13 protein-coding genes and 1 tRNA gene are annotated in these 15,272 nt (G+C 73.1%); 7 read left to right on the top strand and 7 right to left on the bottom strand.

The window, feature by feature from the left end; all coding sequences use genetic code 11:
* Nucleotides 1–35: 35 nt before the first annotated feature.
* From SM793_RS11865 to SM793_RS11855, 3 genes are all read left to right on the top strand, one after another.
* Nucleotides 36–476: a molybdenum cofactor biosynthesis protein MoaE gene (locus SM793_RS11865; RefSeq protein WP_320438072.1), complete on the top strand. Its 441-nt coding sequence runs from the start codon at nucleotides 36–38 to the stop codon at nucleotides 474–476.
* A gap of 302 nt (nucleotides 477–778) precedes the next feature.
* Nucleotides 779–967, top strand: coding sequence for a hypothetical protein (locus SM793_RS11860; RefSeq protein WP_266271379.1), 189 nt, complete (start codon nucleotides 779–781; stop codon nucleotides 965–967).
* 65 nt (nucleotides 968–1,032) lie between these two features.
* Complete coding sequence (locus tag SM793_RS11855) at nucleotides 1,033–2,109, top strand: PDZ domain-containing protein (RefSeq protein ID WP_320438071.1); 1,077 nt, start codon at nucleotides 1,033–1,035, stop codon at nucleotides 2,107–2,109.
* A 114-nt stretch (nucleotides 2,110–2,223) separates the two neighbouring features.
* On the opposite strand, the gene SM793_RS11850 is transcribed toward SM793_RS11855, so the two are convergent.
* A complete protein-coding gene (locus SM793_RS11850) occupies nucleotides 2,224–2,787 on the bottom strand; it encodes a PPA1309 family protein (RefSeq protein WP_320438070.1) in 564 nt (187 codons plus the stop codon).
* 198 nt (nucleotides 2,788–2,985) lie between these two features.
* Between SM793_RS11850 and SM793_RS11845 the strand changes: the two genes are divergently transcribed.
* The 3 genes from SM793_RS11845 to SM793_RS11835 all read left to right on the top strand — a co-directional run bounded on the left by SM793_RS11845 (nucleotide 2,986) and on the right by SM793_RS11835 (nucleotide 8,397).
* Entirely contained in the window at nucleotides 2,986–5,931 is a 2,946-nt protein-coding gene (locus SM793_RS11845; RefSeq protein ID WP_320438069.1) for a UPF0182 family protein, read from the top strand.
* Nucleotides 5,932–5,998: 67 nt separating this feature from the next.
* A tRNA-Met gene (locus tag SM793_RS11840) sits at nucleotides 5,999–6,072 on the top strand.
* A 357-nt stretch (nucleotides 6,073–6,429) separates the two neighbouring features.
* Complete coding sequence (locus SM793_RS11835) at nucleotides 6,430–8,397, top strand: sel1 repeat family protein (protein WP_320438068.1); 1,968 nt, start codon at nucleotides 6,430–6,432, stop codon at nucleotides 8,395–8,397.
* Nucleotides 8,398–8,448: 51 nt separating this feature from the next.
* Here SM793_RS11835 and SM793_RS11830 read toward each other — a convergent pair whose 3' ends face one another.
* On the bottom strand, nucleotides 8,449–8,868 hold the full coding sequence (locus SM793_RS11830) for a Fur family transcriptional regulator (protein WP_320438067.1): 420 nt from the start codon (nucleotides 8,866–8,868) through the stop codon (nucleotides 8,449–8,451).
* A 104-nt stretch (nucleotides 8,869–8,972) separates the two neighbouring features.
* Here SM793_RS11830 and SM793_RS11825 point away from each other — a divergent pair, with 104 nt between their 5' ends.
* Nucleotides 8,973–10,451 (top strand): catalase, encoded by a 1,479-nt coding sequence (locus SM793_RS11825; RefSeq protein ID WP_320438066.1) that lies wholly within the window; start codon nucleotides 8,973–8,975, stop codon nucleotides 10,449–10,451.
* Between the two features lie 106 nt (nucleotides 10,452–10,557).
* On the opposite strand, the gene hisN is transcribed toward SM793_RS11825, so the two are convergent.
* From hisN to SM793_RS11800, 5 genes are all read right to left on the bottom strand, one after another.
* Complete coding sequence (gene hisN / locus SM793_RS11820) at nucleotides 10,558–11,355, bottom strand: histidinol-phosphatase (protein ID WP_320438065.1); 798 nt, start codon at nucleotides 11,353–11,355, stop codon at nucleotides 10,558–10,560.
* Nucleotides 11,356–11,437: 82 nt separating this feature from the next.
* Nucleotides 11,438–11,761 (bottom strand): multidrug efflux SMR transporter, encoded by a 324-nt coding sequence (locus SM793_RS11815; RefSeq protein ID WP_320438064.1) that lies wholly within the window; start codon nucleotides 11,759–11,761, stop codon nucleotides 11,438–11,440.
* 194 nt (nucleotides 11,762–11,955) lie between these two features.
* Nucleotides 11,956–13,011 carry a ribosome small subunit-dependent GTPase A gene (gene rsgA, locus SM793_RS11810; protein WP_320438063.1) on the bottom strand — a complete coding sequence of 352 codons (1,056 nt, stop codon included), beginning with the start codon at nucleotides 13,009–13,011 and terminating at the stop codon, nucleotides 11,956–11,958.
* A gap of 15 nt (nucleotides 13,012–13,026) precedes the next feature.
* Nucleotides 13,027–14,358 carry a 3-phosphoshikimate 1-carboxyvinyltransferase gene (gene aroA / locus SM793_RS11805; RefSeq protein ID WP_320438062.1) on the bottom strand — a complete coding sequence of 444 codons (1,332 nt, stop codon included), beginning with the start codon at nucleotides 14,356–14,358 and terminating at the stop codon, nucleotides 13,027–13,029.
* A gap of 143 nt (nucleotides 14,359–14,501) precedes the next feature.
* The gene (locus SM793_RS11800) at nucleotides 14,502–15,218 is read right to left on the bottom strand and encodes a M50 family metallopeptidase (RefSeq protein WP_320438061.1); all 717 of its coding nucleotides are present in this window, start codon (nucleotides 15,216–15,218) and stop codon (nucleotides 14,502–14,504) included.
* Between the last annotated feature and the right edge of the window lie 54 nt (nucleotides 15,219–15,272).

The raw sequence follows: 15,272 nt of genomic DNA, 5'->3' as shown, positions 1-15,272 counted from the left end.
GCCCCCGCCCGCCCGGCATGGGCAATCATGGGGGCATGTCCGAGAACCACGACCCGATCCGCCTGCTCGCCGTCCGCGACACCCCGCTCTCCCTCGACGAGGTGTACGAGGCGGTGGGCGACGACGCGGCCGGCGGGACGACCGTCTTCGTCGGGACGGTCCGCGACCACGACGGCGGCAAGCACGTCACCGCGCTGGAGTACAGCTGCCACCCGACGGCGGAGCGCGAGCTGCGCCGGGTGGCCGAGAAGGTCGTCGCCGACTTCCCGGTCCGCGCGCTGGCCGCGGTGCACCGGGTGGGCCGGCTGGGGATCACCGACAAGGCCGTGATCGTCGCCGTCTCCTGCGCCCACCGGGGCGAGGCGTTCGCCGCCGCCCGGCGGCTGATCGACGACCTCAAGCACGAGGTGCCGATCTGGAAGCACCAGGTCTTCGCCGACGGCGAGGAGGAGTGGGTGGGCGCCGGGAACTGCTGAGCAGCCGTCCGCCCAGCCGTTCACCGAGCCCTACGCCGAGCCGTCCGCCGACCGTTCGCCAAGCCGTCCGCCCAGTCATTCGTGCAGCCGTCCGGACACCTGCCCGGACATCCGCCCGGACACCCGTCGGCCCCCGCGACGCGCAGGCGCGCCGGGCGCTCACTCGAACGGGTGTGGGCCGCTGCGCCGGATACTCCCTGGCAGTGAGCCGATCGGCCGTGCCGTAACCCGGACGGCGCCCGCGGCGTTGTCCGTCGGGATGGTTAATCTGCTCATAGACACGACGAGCTGGGAGTACTGAGATGGCTGTGCTCGCCTGGTTGATCATTCCCTGCGTCGCCGCGGTGCTGGCCGCCGTGTGGGCGGGTTGGGCCCAGCGGGCCCCGAGAGCGACGGGGGACCCGGCCTCGCTGGCCGAGCACCAGCGGTTCATGGCCGCGATGCAGCGCACCACCGCCGGGGGCGGCCCCGAGGAGCGTTCCGGCCGCTGACGCCCCCGTCGGAGGTCCGACGACCCGCCGGGCGCGTGGTCACCGGCGTCCCGTACTGTCGAGGCATGCCACGCCGCTCTGCGACGATGCTCGCCGCCACCCTGCTGCTCATAGCGCTGCTCTGTGCCTCGGTGCTGATGAAGGTGCCGTACACCGAGATGAGCCCGGGCCCGACGTACAACACGCTCGGGGTGCAGGAGAAGACGGGCACGCCGGTGATCACCATCACCGGCCACGAGTCGTACCCGGCGAGCGGCCACCTCAACATGACCACCGTCCAGGTCACCGGCGCCAAGTACGAGCCGAGCCTGGTCAACGCGGTGGTCGGCTGGCTGCGCGACGACGTGCTGGTGGTGCCGCACGACAACGTCTACCCCAAGGGCCAGTCCGACGCCGACGCCAAGCGGCAGAACGCCGAGGAGTTCGCGCTCTCCGAGGACCACGCCCGCACCGCCGCACTGAGCCAGCTCGGCATCCCGATGGGCAGCGAGCTGATCGTCCAGGCCGTCACCGCCGGCGCCCCGGCGGAGGGCCGGCTGCACGCCGGTGACCAGATCGTCGCGGTCGACGGCACCCCGGTGGCCGACGCGGACGCGGTCGCCAAGGCGGTCACCAAGCACCAGCCCGGCGAGCCGGCGGTCTTCACCGTGGCGCCCCGGGTCAAGGAGGGCTCGGTCGATCCCGGGACCCGCACCGACATCAGCGTGCCGACCGTGAAGGCCCCGGACACCGGCACCGCGATGGTCGGCATCCGTCCGGGCCTCAGGCACACCTACCCGTTCCGGATCGACATCGGGCTCCAGGACGTCGGCGGCCCCAGCGCGGGCCTGATGTTCTCGCTCGGCATCATCGACAAGCTGACCCCCGGCGACCTGACCGCCGGACGGTTCGTGGCCGGCACGGGCACCATCGACGACGCGGGCCGGGTCGGGCCGATCGGCGGCATCTCGATGAAGCTGATCGCCGCCCGGGAGGCCGGCGCCGAGTTCTTCCTCACCCCTGCGGCGAACTGCGCGGAGGCCGCCAAGAACACCCCGTCCGGGCTGCGGCTGGTCAAGGCGGAGACGCTGGACGGCGCGCTGAAGGCGCTGGAGCAGGTCCGCTCCGGGCAGACCTCGGCGCTGCCGTCCTGCGCCTCCTAGGAACCGGCACCCGCGTAGGAACCGGCAGCACCGCGTAGGAACCGGCTCCCGCGCCCGTCGGGCCCGGCGCCCGGGCCCCGGGGCTCCCGGACGGAGCCCCGGCCGGGAAGTCCGTCAGGAGAAGGTCGCCAGCAGCGCCTCGGTGAGGCCCGGCACCAGGTCGGGGCCGGTGAGCACCTCGCGCGCGACGTCCTTGGAGCGGAGCCGCAGCGCGACCTCCCGCTTACCGCCGCGAAGCACCGCCGCGGTGATCCGCACCTCCTCGCGCTTGGGGTGGTTGGCCACCCACTCGGCGAGCTGGGCGTCGTTCGCGTTGCGCGGGCGGGACTGCTCGGCGCCCGGCGGCAGCATCAGGCGCTCGACGACCAGCGCGCAGCCGACCACCGCGGCGGGCCAGGCGATGGTGCCGAGGAACTTGTCCAGCTCCATGCCGGCGGGCAGCTCGTCCTGCTCGACCGGGGTGAGGCCGGGCTGGTCGCTGTCGGCGAGGCCGAGCTGCTCGGCGATGCGGGGGTCGGCCTTGCGCAGCGCGGCGCTGTCGACCAGGGCGAAGAGGCGGGCCGGGAGGTCCCAGCCGAGGGTGGCGGCGTACTCGTCGATCTCCAGCGCGGCCCGGGTCAGCGGGTTGCCGGCCGGGAGGGTGGAGACGTCGTCGGGGAGGTTGGATCCATCGGACATGCCTCAATCCTCACACGCCGGAGGGTGCGCGCGGGCGCGGCGCCGGGCCGGGGGCGGAGCGCCGGGGGAGGGCCCGCGCCGGGCGGGGCTGTCGTAACCGTCTGCTAACGGTGGGAACTCGACCGAAGACTGGTTAAGTTGCACTGAAGACCGACCGACTCCAGACGACACAACTGAGGTGCCACCGTGGTGTTCCAGATGCCGGAACGTTCAGGGCCGGGGTTCCGGCGCAGGGTAGGCCCGCCCTCCCGGCGGGCGCGGGTGCTCCTGCTGACCCTGGGCGTACTCGCGGTGCTCTTCCTGCTGTTCGTCATGTTCGCGGGTTTCTGGACAGACTGGCTCTGGTTCAGGTCGGTCCACTACTCCTCGGTGTTCACCACCCAGCTGTGGACGAAGATCGGCCTGTTCGCGGTCTTCGGCCTGCTGATGGCCGTGATCGTCGGCTTCAACGTGTGGCTGGCGCACCGGCTGCGGCCGCCGCTGTCGGCGATGTCGGTCGAGCAGCAGAGCCTGGACCGGTACCGCTCGGGGCTGGCGCCGTTCAAGCGCTGGGCGCTGCTCGGGGTGTCGCTGGTGATCGGGCTGGTGGCGGGTGCCGCGGCCTCGGGCCAGTGGCGGACCTGGCTGCTGTGGACGAACGGGACCTCCTTCGGCGAGAAGGACGCGCAGTTCGGCAAGGACGTCTCGTTCTACGCCTTCGACCTCCCGTTCTACGAGTTCGTGCTGGGCTTCGCGTTCAGCGCGGTGATCGTCTCGCTGCTGACCTCGGCGCTGGTGCACTACCTGTACGGGGGGCTGCGGCTGCAGGGTCCCGGCCGGCGGGCGAGCACGGGCGCGCAGGGGCACCTGGCGGTGCTGCTGGGCGTGTTCGTGCTGCTGAAGGCGGTGGCGTACTGGCTGGACCGGTACGCGCTGGCGGTGAAGACCGGCTCGTACAAGGGCGTCACCGGCTGGACGGGCCTGCGCTACGTGGACGCGAACGCGTTCCTGCCGGCGAAGACGATCCTGTTCTTCGTCGCGGTGATCTGCGCGGTGCTGTTCTTCCTGACCCCGGTGCGCCGCACCTGGGCGCCGGCCCTGATCGGCCTGGGCCTGATGGTGCTGTCGGCGGTGCTGATCGGCGGGGTGTACCCGGCGATCGTGCAGCAGTTCCAGGTCAAGCCGAACGAGCAGGCCAAGGAGACGCCGTACATCCAGAAGAACATCGATGCCACCAGGCAGGCGTACGGGATCGCGGACAGCCAGGTCATGCAGTACGAGCCGGGGAACGCGACCAACGCGGACGCGTTGAAGCCGGACGCCCAGACCATCTCGGACATCCGGCTGCTGGACCCCAACGTGGTGGGCCCGACGTTCCAGCAGAACGAGGCGCTGCGCAAGTACTACGCGTTCCCGAAGTCGCTGGACGTGGACCGCTACGGCGACCAGGACACCGTGCTCGGTGTGCGTGAGCTGGACCTGAACGGCATCCAGCGGAACTGGATCAACGACCACTTCAACTACACCCACGGCTACGGCGTGATCGCGGCCAAGGGCAACCAGGTGGACGGCAACGGCAACCCGGTCTACACCGAGTCGGCGCTGCCGACGAAGGGCTCCTTCGGCGACTACCAGCAGCGGATCTACTACGGCGAGAAGACGACGACGTACTCGATCGTCGGCGGCGGCTACCAGGACATCGACTACACCGCGGAGAACGGCACCCCGGTGCACTTCTCCTACGACGGCGAGGGCGGTGTGGACCTCGGCAACCCGCTGACCCGGGCCGCGTACGCGGTGAAGTTCGCCGAGCCGCAGATCCTCTACTCCAGCGCGATCCGGGACGGCGCGAAGGTCATCTACGACCGCACCCCCAAGGAGCGGGTCGAGAAGGTCGCCCCGTGGCTGTCGATCGACGCCGACCCCTACCCGGTGGTCGAGGACGGCCGCGTGGTGTGGGTGCTGGACGGCTACACGACCTCGGACGGCTACCCGTTCTCCTCGAAGACGACGCTGGGCGACGTCACCAAGGACTCGCTGACCAACCAGCGCGGTGAGCTGCTGACCGCCGCCAACCAGGTCAACTACATCCGCAACTCGGTCAAGGCCACCGTGGACGCGTACACCGGCGAGGTGACGCTCTACCAGTGGGACGAGGCCGACCCGGTGCTCAAGACCTGGATGAAGGCGTTCCCGGGCACGGTGAAGGCGAAGGCCGACATCCCGAAGGCCCTGGCGCCGCACCTGCGCTACCCGCAGGACATGTTCAAGGTGCAGCGCGACCTGCTGGCCGAGTACCACATGACCGACGCGGGCGGCTTCTTCAACGGCACCGACATCTGGCAGGTGCCGACCGACCCGACCACGAACTCCAACGAGGTCCAGCCGCCGTACTACCTGACCGTCCGGATGCCGGACGCGCAGGCGGCGTCGTTCTCGCTGACCACCACCTTCTCGCCGCAGGGCCGGGACAACCTCGCCGCCTTCATGTCGGTGAGCGCGGACCCGGGCCCCGACTACGGGAAGATCCGGATCGCCAAGATCCCCACCGGCTCGGGGGCGCTCGGCCCCAAGCAGGTGCAGGCGAAGTTCAACTCGGACCCCCTGGTCGCCAACCAGCTGACCCTGTTGAAGACCGGTACGGACTCCGACATCGAGTACGGCAACCTGCTGACCCTGCCGGTCGGCGGCGGTCTGCTGAACGTCGAGCCGGTCTATCTGATCGGCCGCAGCGCCAAGGTGCCGGTGCTCAAGAAGGTGCTGGCGACGTACGGGAACGAGAACGCCGTCGTCGCGGTGGAGGACAACCTGGAGAAGGCGCTGGCCAAGGTGCTGGGCGGCGCGGTGGCCGGTGCGCCGGTCACGCCCACGGTGCCGGGCACCACGCCGACGGCACCCACCACCCCGACCACGCCGACGCCGGGCGGCATCCTCACGCCCGAGCTGCAGAAGGCGATCGGGGACGTGCTGAAGGCGCAGACCGACGCGGACGCCGCGGCCAAGGCCGGTGACTGGGTGGCCCTGGGCCAGGCTCAGAAGGCCCAGAGCGAGGCCGCCAAGGAGCTGGCGGCGGCCCAGCAGAAGGCGGGCGCCCCGGCGGCGACGCCGTCCGGCGGCCCGTCGGCGACCGCGGGCCCGTCGGCCGGACCGACCGGCGGCCCCTGAGCTGTGCTGATCCCGAGGTAACCGATTTCGGCTCCACCCCGCGCCCGTGCTATGGTTCATTTACCGACGCGGGGTGGAGCAGCTCGGTAGCTCGCTGGGCTCATAACCCAGAGGTCGCAGGTTCAAATCCTGTCCCCGCTACTCAGTAGCAACGAAGGCCCGGAGGACTCGTCCTCCGGGCCTTCGTCGTTCGTCCTCCGGGCCGGCCGGGAACGCTCCGGTACCATCGAGCGTCGCCAAGGACGACGGCAACGGGGTTTGTGAGGGGCGAGTGTCGGGAAATCGACAAAGCGCCGAAGCAATCTCGTCGGCTCAGGTCCGCCTCGCCGAAATCGGCCGAGGCAGGTGTACGCGGGTTGCGGGTGATGCGACGATGGGACACATGGGGGACGCCGCACGGTCGCTGACCGGCCGTCGGGTCGATGCGGCCCCCGTGGAGCGCCCCCGGCCCAGGGCCGGAGGACGACGCCGCGACACTCTGGGGGAGCGGGAGTCGGCATGAGGCTGATCGGCAGGAACGGGACGGGAGCAGGGCCGGCGGCGACCACCGAGGCGGACACCGAGACCTGGGCGGAGAGCCCCGAACGGCGGCCCGGCGCCCTGCCCGCGCAGCGCACCAGCGGGCTGGCCGAGCGCCGGCCCGCGGGCGGCTACGGCCCGGACTCCCTGGTGCACGTCCCGGCCGGCGGCCTCGCCGCCGCGCTGGGCGCCCACGGCGCGCCCGAGGGCCGGCCCGGGCCGGACGTGGAGGGCGACCCCGGCTTCGACTCGGCCAGCTTCGAGACCGCGCTCGCCGCCCGCGAGCAGGCCGCCCTGGAGGCCCGGCACCGGCGCGCCGCCGACGACGGCGACCCGGACGCGGCCGCCCGGCTCGGCACCCTGCTGCTGCGCCGCGGCGACCTGGCGGACGCCGAACCCTATCTGCGGGCCGCCGCCGCGGCGGGCCTGCGCTCGGCCGCCAACAACCTGGGCGTGCTGCTGCACCAGCGGGGCCACCGGGCCGAGGCCGCCCAGTGGTGGCGCCAGGCGGCGGTGGCCGGCAGCGCGCCAGCCGCGCACGCGCTCGGCCTGCAGCTGCGCGACCAGGGCGAGGAGGAGGCGGCCGAGTACTGGCTGCACTTCGCCGCCGACCACGGCCACCCGCTGGGCGCCTACGCGCTGGGCGACCTCATGGAGCACCGCCGGGACGTCCGCGCCGAGCGCTGGTTCAAGGTGTCCGCGGACGCCGGGCACCGGGAGGGCGCCTACCGGCTGGCCCGGATGCGCGAGGCGGCGGGGGACAAGGAGACCGCCGAGGCCTGGTACCGGATCGCCGCCGCCCGCAGCCACGCCCGGGCCGCGCTGCGGCTGGGCGTACTGCTGGAGGACCGGTCCGGCGGGGAGTCGCCGCTGCTGGACGAGGCCGCCCGCTGGTACCGGCAGTCGGCGCAGAACGGCGAGCCGCGGGCCGCGTGCGCGCTGGGCTACCTGCTGCGCGACTCCGGGGACCTCGGCGCGGCGGCCGAGTGGTGGCAGGAGGCCGCCGAGGCGGGCGACGGCAACGCCGCGAACGCCCTGGGCGCGCTGCACGCCTCGCGCGGCGCGGCGGCCGAGGCGGAGCGCTGGTACCGCAGCGCGCTGGAGGCCGGCGACCACAACGGCGCGTTCAACCTCGGACTGCTGTGCGCCGGGGCGGGCCGCGACCAGCAGGCCGAGCAGTGGTACCGCCGGGCCGCGTACGCCGGGCACCGGGAAGCCTGCAACGCGCTGGCCGTGGTGCTGCTGCAGCGCGGTGACGAGTCGGGCGCCGAGCCGTGGTTCTCCCGGGCGGCCGAGGCCGGCAGCGTGGACGGCGCGTTCAACCTGGGCGTGCTGCACGCCGGGCGCGGCGAGCAGCGGCAGGCGCAGGAGTGGTACGCGCGGGCCGCCGCGGCGGGGCACGGCGAGGCGGCGCTGCAACTGGCGGTCGCGCAGGAGCAGCGGGGCAACGCGGCGGGCGCGCTGGAGCGCTACCGGCAGGCGGCGGCGGGCGGTTCGGCGGAGGGCGCGTTCCGGCTGGCCTCGGTGCTGGACCGGCGCGGGGACGCGGACGCGGAGGCCGAGCACTGGTACGCGTCGGCGGCGGCCGCGGGGCACCGGCGGGCGCAGGTCCGGATGGGGGTGCGGGCGGCCGAGCGGGGGGCGCTGGAGATCGCGGAGAGCTGGTACCGGCGGGCGGCGGAGGCGGGCAGCCGCAGCGCGGCGTTCAACCTGGGGCTGCTGCTCGCGCGGCAGGACAGCGAGGCCGAGGCGATGCTCTGGTACACCCGGGCGGCGGACGCCGGGCACGGGCGGGCGGCGCTGCGGCTGGCCCTGCTGGCGCTGCGCCGGGGGGAGCCGGTGCAGGCGGAGGGCTGGTGCCGGCGGGCCGCGGACTACGGCCCGGCGGAGGTCGCGGAGCGGGCGGGCCGGCTGCTGGGCGCGCTGCACGCGGAACTCAGCGCCTAGCGGTCCCGGGCCGGGCGGGGGCGGGGACGGTACTGGGAGGGGCGGTTCCGCTCAGGGTCTGTTCGTACACTGCGGACACAGGCCGCGGTAGGTGATCTCGGCCCCGGAGACGGTGAAGCCGAACCGTTCGGCCTCGGGCAGCGCGGCCAGTGGGTCCCCCAGCGGCTGGACGTCGCGGATGGCGCCGCAGCCGGAGCAGATCAGGTGCTGGTGGGCGTGGTGGGCGTTGGGGTCGTAGCGCTTGGCGCGGCCGTCGGTGGCGACCTCCAGCACCTCGCCGATGCAGACGAGTTCGCCGAGCGTGTTGTAGACGGTGGCGCGGCTGATCTCGGGAAGCCGTTCCGCCGCGCGGGCGTGCACCTCGTCGGCGGTCAGGTGGACATGCTCGCCGTCGAGGACCTCGGCCACGACGCGGCGCTGCGCGGTCAGCCGCCATCCACGTCCGCGAAGTCGTTCCAGCAGGTCACTCATGGAGCAAGGGTAAGTGAGACTCCGAGTCTGGTTCCAGTATTGACTTGGACAAAGTCCAAGTTAGGATCGGTTCGTCACGACCGGATCACGCGGAGGCCCCTCACATGACTACCCAGGACGAGCTGCGCCCCACCCTCACGACGGAGGCGGGTGCCCCCGTCGCCGACAACCAGAACACCGAGACCGCCGGTGTCGGCGGCCCGGCGCTGATCCAGGACCAGCAGCTGTTCGAGAAGCTCGCGCACTTCAACCGCGAGCGCATCCCGGAGCGAGTGGTGCACGCCCGCGGCGCGGCCGCCTACGGCACCTTCACGCTGACGGCCGACGTCTCGCGCTGGACCAGGGCGGCCTTCCTCTCCGAGGTCGGCAAGCAGACCGAGACCTTCCTGCGGTTCTCCACCGTGGCGGGCAACCTCGGCTCGGCGGACGCGGTGCGCGACCCGCGCGGCTTCGCGCTGAAGTTCTACACCGAGGAGGGGAACTACGACCTCGTCGGCAACAACACCCCGGTGTTCTTCATCAAGGACGCCACCAAGTTCCCCGACTTCATCCACACCCAGAAGCGGGACCCGTACACCGGCTCGCAGGAGGCGGACAACGTCTGGGACTTCTGGGGCCTGTCGCCCGAGTCCACCCACCAGGTGACCTGGCTGTTCGGCGACCGCGGCATCCCCGCGTCCTACCGCCACCTGAACGGCTACGGCTCGCACACCTACCAGTGGCAGAACGAGGCCGGCGAGTACTTCTGGGTGAAGTACCACTTCAAGACGGACCAGGGCATCAAGAACCTCACCCAGGACGAGGCCAACCGGCTCGCCGGCGAGGACCCGGACAGCCACCAGCGCGACCTGCGCGAGGCCATCGAGCGCGGCGAGTTCCCGACCTGGACGGTGCAGGTCCAGGTCATGCCGGCCGAGGACGCGGCGAACTACCGCTTCAACCCGTTCGACCTGACCAAGGTCTGGCCGCACGAGGACTACCCGCCGATCGAGATCGGCAAGCTGGAGCTCAACCGCAACCCCGACAACGTCTTCGCCGAGGTCGAGCAGTCGATCTTCTCCCCGGCGCACTTCGTGCCCGGCATCGGCCCGTCCCCGGACAAGATGCTGCAGGGCCGCCTGTTCGCCTACGCGGACGCCCACCGCTACCGCGTCGGCATCAACGCCGACCACCTGCCGGTGAACCGCCCGCACGCCACCGAGGCGCTCAACAACAGCCGGGACGGCCACCTCTACGACGGCCGCCACGGCCGCCGCAAGAACTACGAGCCGAACAGCTTCGGCGGCCCGGTGCAGACCGGCCGCCCGCTGTGGGCGTCGACCCCGCTCACCGGGGCCACCGGCACCCACGAGGCGCCCCTGCACACCGAGGACGACGACTTCGTGCAGGCGGGCAACCTCTACCGGCTGTTCTCCGAGGAGGAGAAGCAGCGGCTGGTCGCCAACCTGGCCGGCTTCATAGCCAAGGTCTCGGCCGACCGCGACGACATCGTCGAGCGGGCGGTCGAGAACTTCCGCAAGGCCGACGCCGACTACGGCCGGCGGCTGGAGGCCGCGGTGCGGGAGCTGCGCAAGCAGCGCTGACGCACCGCGCGGCGGGGCCCGGTGAGGGGCTCCGCCGAGCGGCGGGCCCCGGATGCCGAGGAGAACCGGCATCCGGGGCCCGCGCCGTACGGGCCGGGCAGGGGGGTCAGACGCTCAGCCGGTCCAGGGCCTCCTGGTGGAGCAGGCCGTTGGAGGCGACGGCGTCGGCGCCGCCCGGGCCCGGGATGCCGTCCAGGCCGGTGAAGCGGCCGCCGGCCTCCTCGACGATGACGCTGTTCGCCGCCATGTCCCACAGCGACAGCTCCGGCTCGGCGGCGATGTCCACCGCGCCCTCGGCGACCATCATGTAGGACCAGAAGTCCCCGTAGGCGCGGGTGCGCCAGCAGGCCCGGGTGAGGTCCAGGAACGGCTCCAGCCGGCCGCGCTCCTCCCAGCCGGACAGCGAGGAGTAGGAGAACGAGGCGTCCTCGATCCGGGAGACGCCGGACACGTGGATCCGGGAGGCCTTGGCGAGGCTGCGGCCCGTGTACGCGCCGAGGCCCTTGGCCGCCCACCAGCGGCGGTGCAGCGCGGGGGCGGAGACGATGCCGACGACGGGGCGCTCCACGCCGTCCGGGCCGTCCTCCAGCAGCGCGATCAGGGTGGCCCAGACCGGGACGCCGCGGATGTAGTTCTTGGTGCCGTCGATCGGGTCGATCACCCACCGGCGCGGCCCCGAGCCCTGGAGGCCGAACTCCTCGCCGAGCACCGCGTCGCGCGGGCGGGCCCGCTGCAGGATGCTGCGCACCAGCTCCTCGGCGGCCTTGTCGGCGTCGCTGACGGGCGTCAGGTCGGGCTTGGTCTCGACCCGCAGGTCGAGTGCGCGGAAACGCTCCAGGGTGACCGAGTCGGCCGAGTCGGCGAGGACATGGGCGAGTCGGAGATCGTCGTGGTAGTCGGCCATGCCGGAAACCCTAGCGCGGACCCGTCCCCGGACCCGGGTTCCGGCCCCCCGGCGGGTGTCCGTCGGTGGGGACGGGTGTCCGTCAGTGGGCGGAGCCGCTGAGCTGGAGACCGATCACCCCGGCGATGACCAGGGAGATCGAGACCAGCTTGAGTACCGAGGAGGTCTCCTCCAGGAAGAGCATGCCGTAGATCGCGGTTCCGGCGGCCCCGATCCCCGTCCACACCGCGTAGGCGGGGCCCACCGGGAGCGTCTTCAGCGAGAGGGTCAGCAGGCCGAAGCTGCCCAGGGCGAAGACGCAGAAGCTGACGGTGGGCCAGAGCTTGGTGAAGCCCTCACTGAGCTTGAGGTTGATCGCGAAGCCGGTCTCCAGCAGTCCGGCCAGGATCACCAGGGCCCATGCCATCGCGTGCTCTCCCTGTCGGTCGGGGGTCGATCGGGGGGTCGATCGGAGACCGGTCGGGACGAGTCTGGACCGGGCGGGACCGGTCGGCGGGACCGGGTGCCGGGTGGACCGTGATCCGGCCCGACATTCCTATGATCACCACGAGTGGGCGCTCCGACACCTCGAACACCGGAACCGGGCCGCCGTACCGGCCGTCAGTCGTCCTCCCGGGCCTCCTTGCTGGCGAGCAGCCGGCGCAGCGAGTACAGCCGGGCCTGGTCGGCGTGGCCGTCGGCGACCCAGGCGTCCAGCGCGCAGTCCGGCTCGTCGTGGCTGCACGCGCGCGGGCATTCGGCGGTGCCGGGCTCCAGGTCGGGGAAGGCCAGGATGACCCGGGACGGGTCGATGTGGGAGAGCCCGAAGGACCGGAAGCCGGGGGTGTCGATCACCCAGCCGGTGTCCAGCGCCTTCTTCGAACCGGGCTTGGCGCCGGGCGGCGGCGGCAGCCGCAGTGCGAGCGCCGACACCGTGGTGTGCCGGCCCCGGCCGGTGACGGCGTTGACGTGGCCGGTGACCCGCTGCCGTTCCGGGACGAGCGCGTTGACCAGGGTGGTCTTGCCGACGCCGGAGTGGCCGATGAACACCGTGCTCAGCCCGCGCAGGTGCTCCCGGACGGCCTCGGCGCCGGCGCCCTCCAGCTCGTCCCTGCGGGTGACCACGTACTCGATGCCGAGCGGGGCGTAGGACTCCAGCAGCGGTTCGGCCGGGGCCAGGTCGGCCTTCGTCAGGACGAGCAGCGGTTCCATGCCGGCGTCGTAGGCGGCGACCAGGCAGCGGTCGATCAGCCGGGGGCGGGGCTCCGGGTCGGCCAGCGCGGTGACGATGGCGAGCTGGTCGGCGTTGGCGACGACGATCCGCTCGTACGGGTCGTCGTCGTCCGCCGTGCGACGGAGCACCGAGGTGCGCTCCTCGACCCGGACGATCCGGGCCAGCGTGTCGGCGTCCCCGGTGAGGTCGCCGACCAGGAAGACGATGTCGCCGACGACCACGCCCTTGCGGCCCAGCTCACGGGCCTTCATGGCGAGTACCTGGCGCTCCTGCTTGGTGCCCGGGTCGACCAGGCAGGTCACCCGGCCCCGGTCGACGGTGAGGACCATCGCCTCGTCGGCGTCGTCGTGCTTGGGCCGGATCCGGGTCCGCGGCCGGGAGCCCCGGCGGGCGGGGCGGTTGCGGATGTCGTCCTCGTCGGCGTCCTTGCCGTAGCGGCGCATGTGCCCAGTCCCCGCTCAGCCGCCCGCCACCGGCCGGGTGAGCAGTTCTTCCCACATGGCGGTGAAGTCCGGCAGGGTCTTGGCGGTGGTGGCCACGTTCTCGACCTGGACACCGGGCACGGCGAGGCCGACCACGGCGGCGGCGGTCGCCAGCCGGTGGTCCTCGTAGGTGTGGAAGACGCCGCCGGTCAGCTTGCGCGGGCGGATCCGCAGGCCGTCCTCGGTCTCGCTGACGTCGCCGCCGAGGCCGTTGATCTCCTTGGCGAGCGCCGCGAGCCGGTCGGTCTCGTGCAGCCGCAGGTGGGCGATGCCGTAGAGGTGGGACTCGGAGTCGGCGAGGGCGGCGACGGCGGCGATCACCGGGGTGAGCTCTCCGACGTCGTGCAGGTCGGCCTCGATGCCGTGGATCCGGTCGCCGCCGGTGAAGCGCAGGCCCTCGTCGGTGAACTCGCAGCTGCCGCCCATCCTGGTGTACAGCTCGCGCAGCTGGTCGCCGGGCTGGGTGGTGTGCCGGGGCCAGTCGCGGACGGTGACCCGGCCGCCGGTGACCAGGGCGGCGGCGAAGAACGGCGCGGCGTTGGAGAGGTCGGGCTCGACCACCAGGTCGCGGCCGAGCAGGGCGCCGGGGGTGACCCGCCAGACGTCCTTCTCACCGCCGTCCTCGGGGGCGTCGACCTGGGCGCCGGCCAGGCGCAGCATGTCGACCGTCATCCGGATGTGCGGCAGCGAGGGGACGGGGCCGCCGACGTGCCGGACCTCGACCCCGTTGTTGTAGCGGGCGCCGGAGAGCAGCAGGGCGGAGACGAACTGGGAGGAGGCGGAGGCGTCGAGCTGGACGGTGCCGCCGTCGAGGGCGCCGGTGCCGTGCACGGTGAGCGGGAAGGTGCCGCGGCCGCCGTCGTCGATCCGGGCGCCGAGCGCGCGCAGGGCGTCGATCACGCCGTGCTGGGGGCGCTCGTGGCTGCGCGGGTCGCCGTCGAAGTGGACCGGGCCGTCGGCGAGGACGGCGAGCGGGGGCAGGAAGCGCATGACCGTGCCGGCGTTGCCGACGTCGACCGAGGCGGGGCCGCGCAGCGCGGGCGCGGGGATGACCCGCCAGGCCTCGCCGCCGCCGGTGCCGCCGGTGTCGTTGTTGACCTGCTCCTCGATGGTGACGCCGAGGGCGCGCAGGCCGTCGGCCATCAGCTGGGAGTCGCGGCTGCGCAGCGGGCGGCGCACCCAGCCCGGTCCGTCCGCGAGCGCCGCCAGCACCAGGGCCCGGTTGGTGACCGACTTGGAGCCGGGGATGGTGACGGTGGCGTCCACGGGGTCGGTCGCGACGGGGGCGGGCCACAGGGTCTCGGTCATGCCGCCAGTCTAGGGGCCGTGGTGGGGCTCGCCCGTTCGCCTCCGACGGGCGGACCGGGGTGGCCCGGGATGGCCCGGCGCGGGCGGCGCGGGGCGGTACGGGTCGGCGCGCGGGGGTCGGGCCCGGGGGTCGGGCCCGGGGCTCAGAGCGGGCGCAGCAGCCAGTCGGCGCCGAGGGCGAGGGCGGCGAGGGCGGTGACGAGGAAGAGCGTGACCCAGGCGAGGCCGGGGACGCCGGTGAGCCGGGCGAGCTGGTCGGCGTCGGAGTCGTCGGCCTGGCCGTGCCGGCGCTGCCGCTGGAGTTCCAGGACCGGGCGGACGGCGCCGAACAGCAGGAACCAGGTGCCGAGGTAGGCGAAGCCGGCCTGGACCTCGGCCGAGCCGAACCAGGTGACCAGGAAGAACGCGCCGCCGGTGAGCAGCACGCTGAGGAAGCCGAAGGCGTTGCGGATCCGTACCAGCAGGGCCAGCAGCAGGGCGATGGCCAGCCACAGCAGCAGGGTGATCCGGTCGGCGGCGAGCAGGGCGGCGCAGCCGAGGCCGAGCAGGGCGGGGGTGAGGTAGCCGGCCGCGGCGGTCAGGACCATGCCGGGGCCGGTGGGGCGGCCCCAGGACAGGGTGAGGCCGGAGGTGTCGGAGTGCAGCCGGATGCCGGCCAGCTTGCGGTTGGTGGCGAGGGCGGCGAGGCCGTGGCCGCCCTCGTGGGCGATGGTGACGGCGTTGCGGGCGATCCGCCACAGCGGGCGGGCGAGCACGGTGAGCAGTGCGGCGGCACCGGCGGCGAGGACGAGCCAGCCGGGCGGGTCGGGCTGGGTGCCGGTGACGGCGGTCCACAGCTCGTCGAGGGTCCTGGCGTCCATGGGTCTCCTCCGCCTCGGTTCGGCCGCTGCTGCGGTACGGCAGCCTGTCATGGA

It is taken from the genome of Kitasatospora purpeofusca (assembly GCF_034043715.1).
Classification (GTDB): Bacteria; Actinomycetota; Actinomycetes; order Streptomycetales; family Streptomycetaceae; genus Kitasatospora; species Kitasatospora purpeofusca_A.
Note: the sequence above shows the minus strand (reverse complement) of the source record. Positions and strands in the feature narration are given on the sequence as shown.

Coding starts and splice junctions, on each gene's coding strand:
- SM793_RS11865 (WP_320438072.1), top strand. CDS start 36: ATGTCCGAGAACCACGACCCGATCCGCCTGCTCGCCGTCCGCGACACC.
- SM793_RS11860 (WP_266271379.1), top strand. CDS start 779: ATGGCTGTGCTCGCCTGGTTGATCATTCCCTGCGTCGCCGCGGTGCTG.
- SM793_RS11855 (WP_320438071.1), top strand. CDS start 1,033: ATGCCACGCCGCTCTGCGACGATGCTCGCCGCCACCCTGCTGCTCATA.
- SM793_RS11850 (WP_320438070.1), bottom strand. CDS start 2,787: ATGTCCGATGGATCCAACCTCCCCGACGACGTCTCCACCCTCCCGGCC.
- SM793_RS11845 (WP_320438069.1), top strand. CDS start 2,986: ATGCCGGAACGTTCAGGGCCGGGGTTCCGGCGCAGGGTAGGCCCGCCC.
- SM793_RS11835 (WP_320438068.1), top strand. CDS start 6,430: ATGAGGCTGATCGGCAGGAACGGGACGGGAGCAGGGCCGGCGGCGACC.
- SM793_RS11830 (WP_320438067.1), bottom strand. CDS start 8,868: ATGAGTGACCTGCTGGAACGACTTCGCGGACGTGGATGGCGGCTGACC.
- SM793_RS11825 (WP_320438066.1), top strand. CDS start 8,973: ATGACTACCCAGGACGAGCTGCGCCCCACCCTCACGACGGAGGCGGGT.
- hisN (WP_320438065.1), bottom strand. CDS start 11,355: ATGGCCGACTACCACGACGATCTCCGACTCGCCCATGTCCTCGCCGAC.
- SM793_RS11815 (WP_320438064.1), bottom strand. CDS start 11,761: ATGGCATGGGCCCTGGTGATCCTGGCCGGACTGCTGGAGACCGGCTTC.
- rsgA (WP_320438063.1), bottom strand. CDS start 13,011: ATGCGCCGCTACGGCAAGGACGCCGACGAGGACGACATCCGCAACCGC.
- aroA (WP_320438062.1), bottom strand. CDS start 14,358: ATGACCGAGACCCTGTGGCCCGCCCCCGTCGCGACCGACCCCGTGGAC.
- SM793_RS11800 (WP_320438061.1), bottom strand. CDS start 15,218: ATGGACGCCAGGACCCTCGACGAGCTGTGGACCGCCGTCACCGGCACC.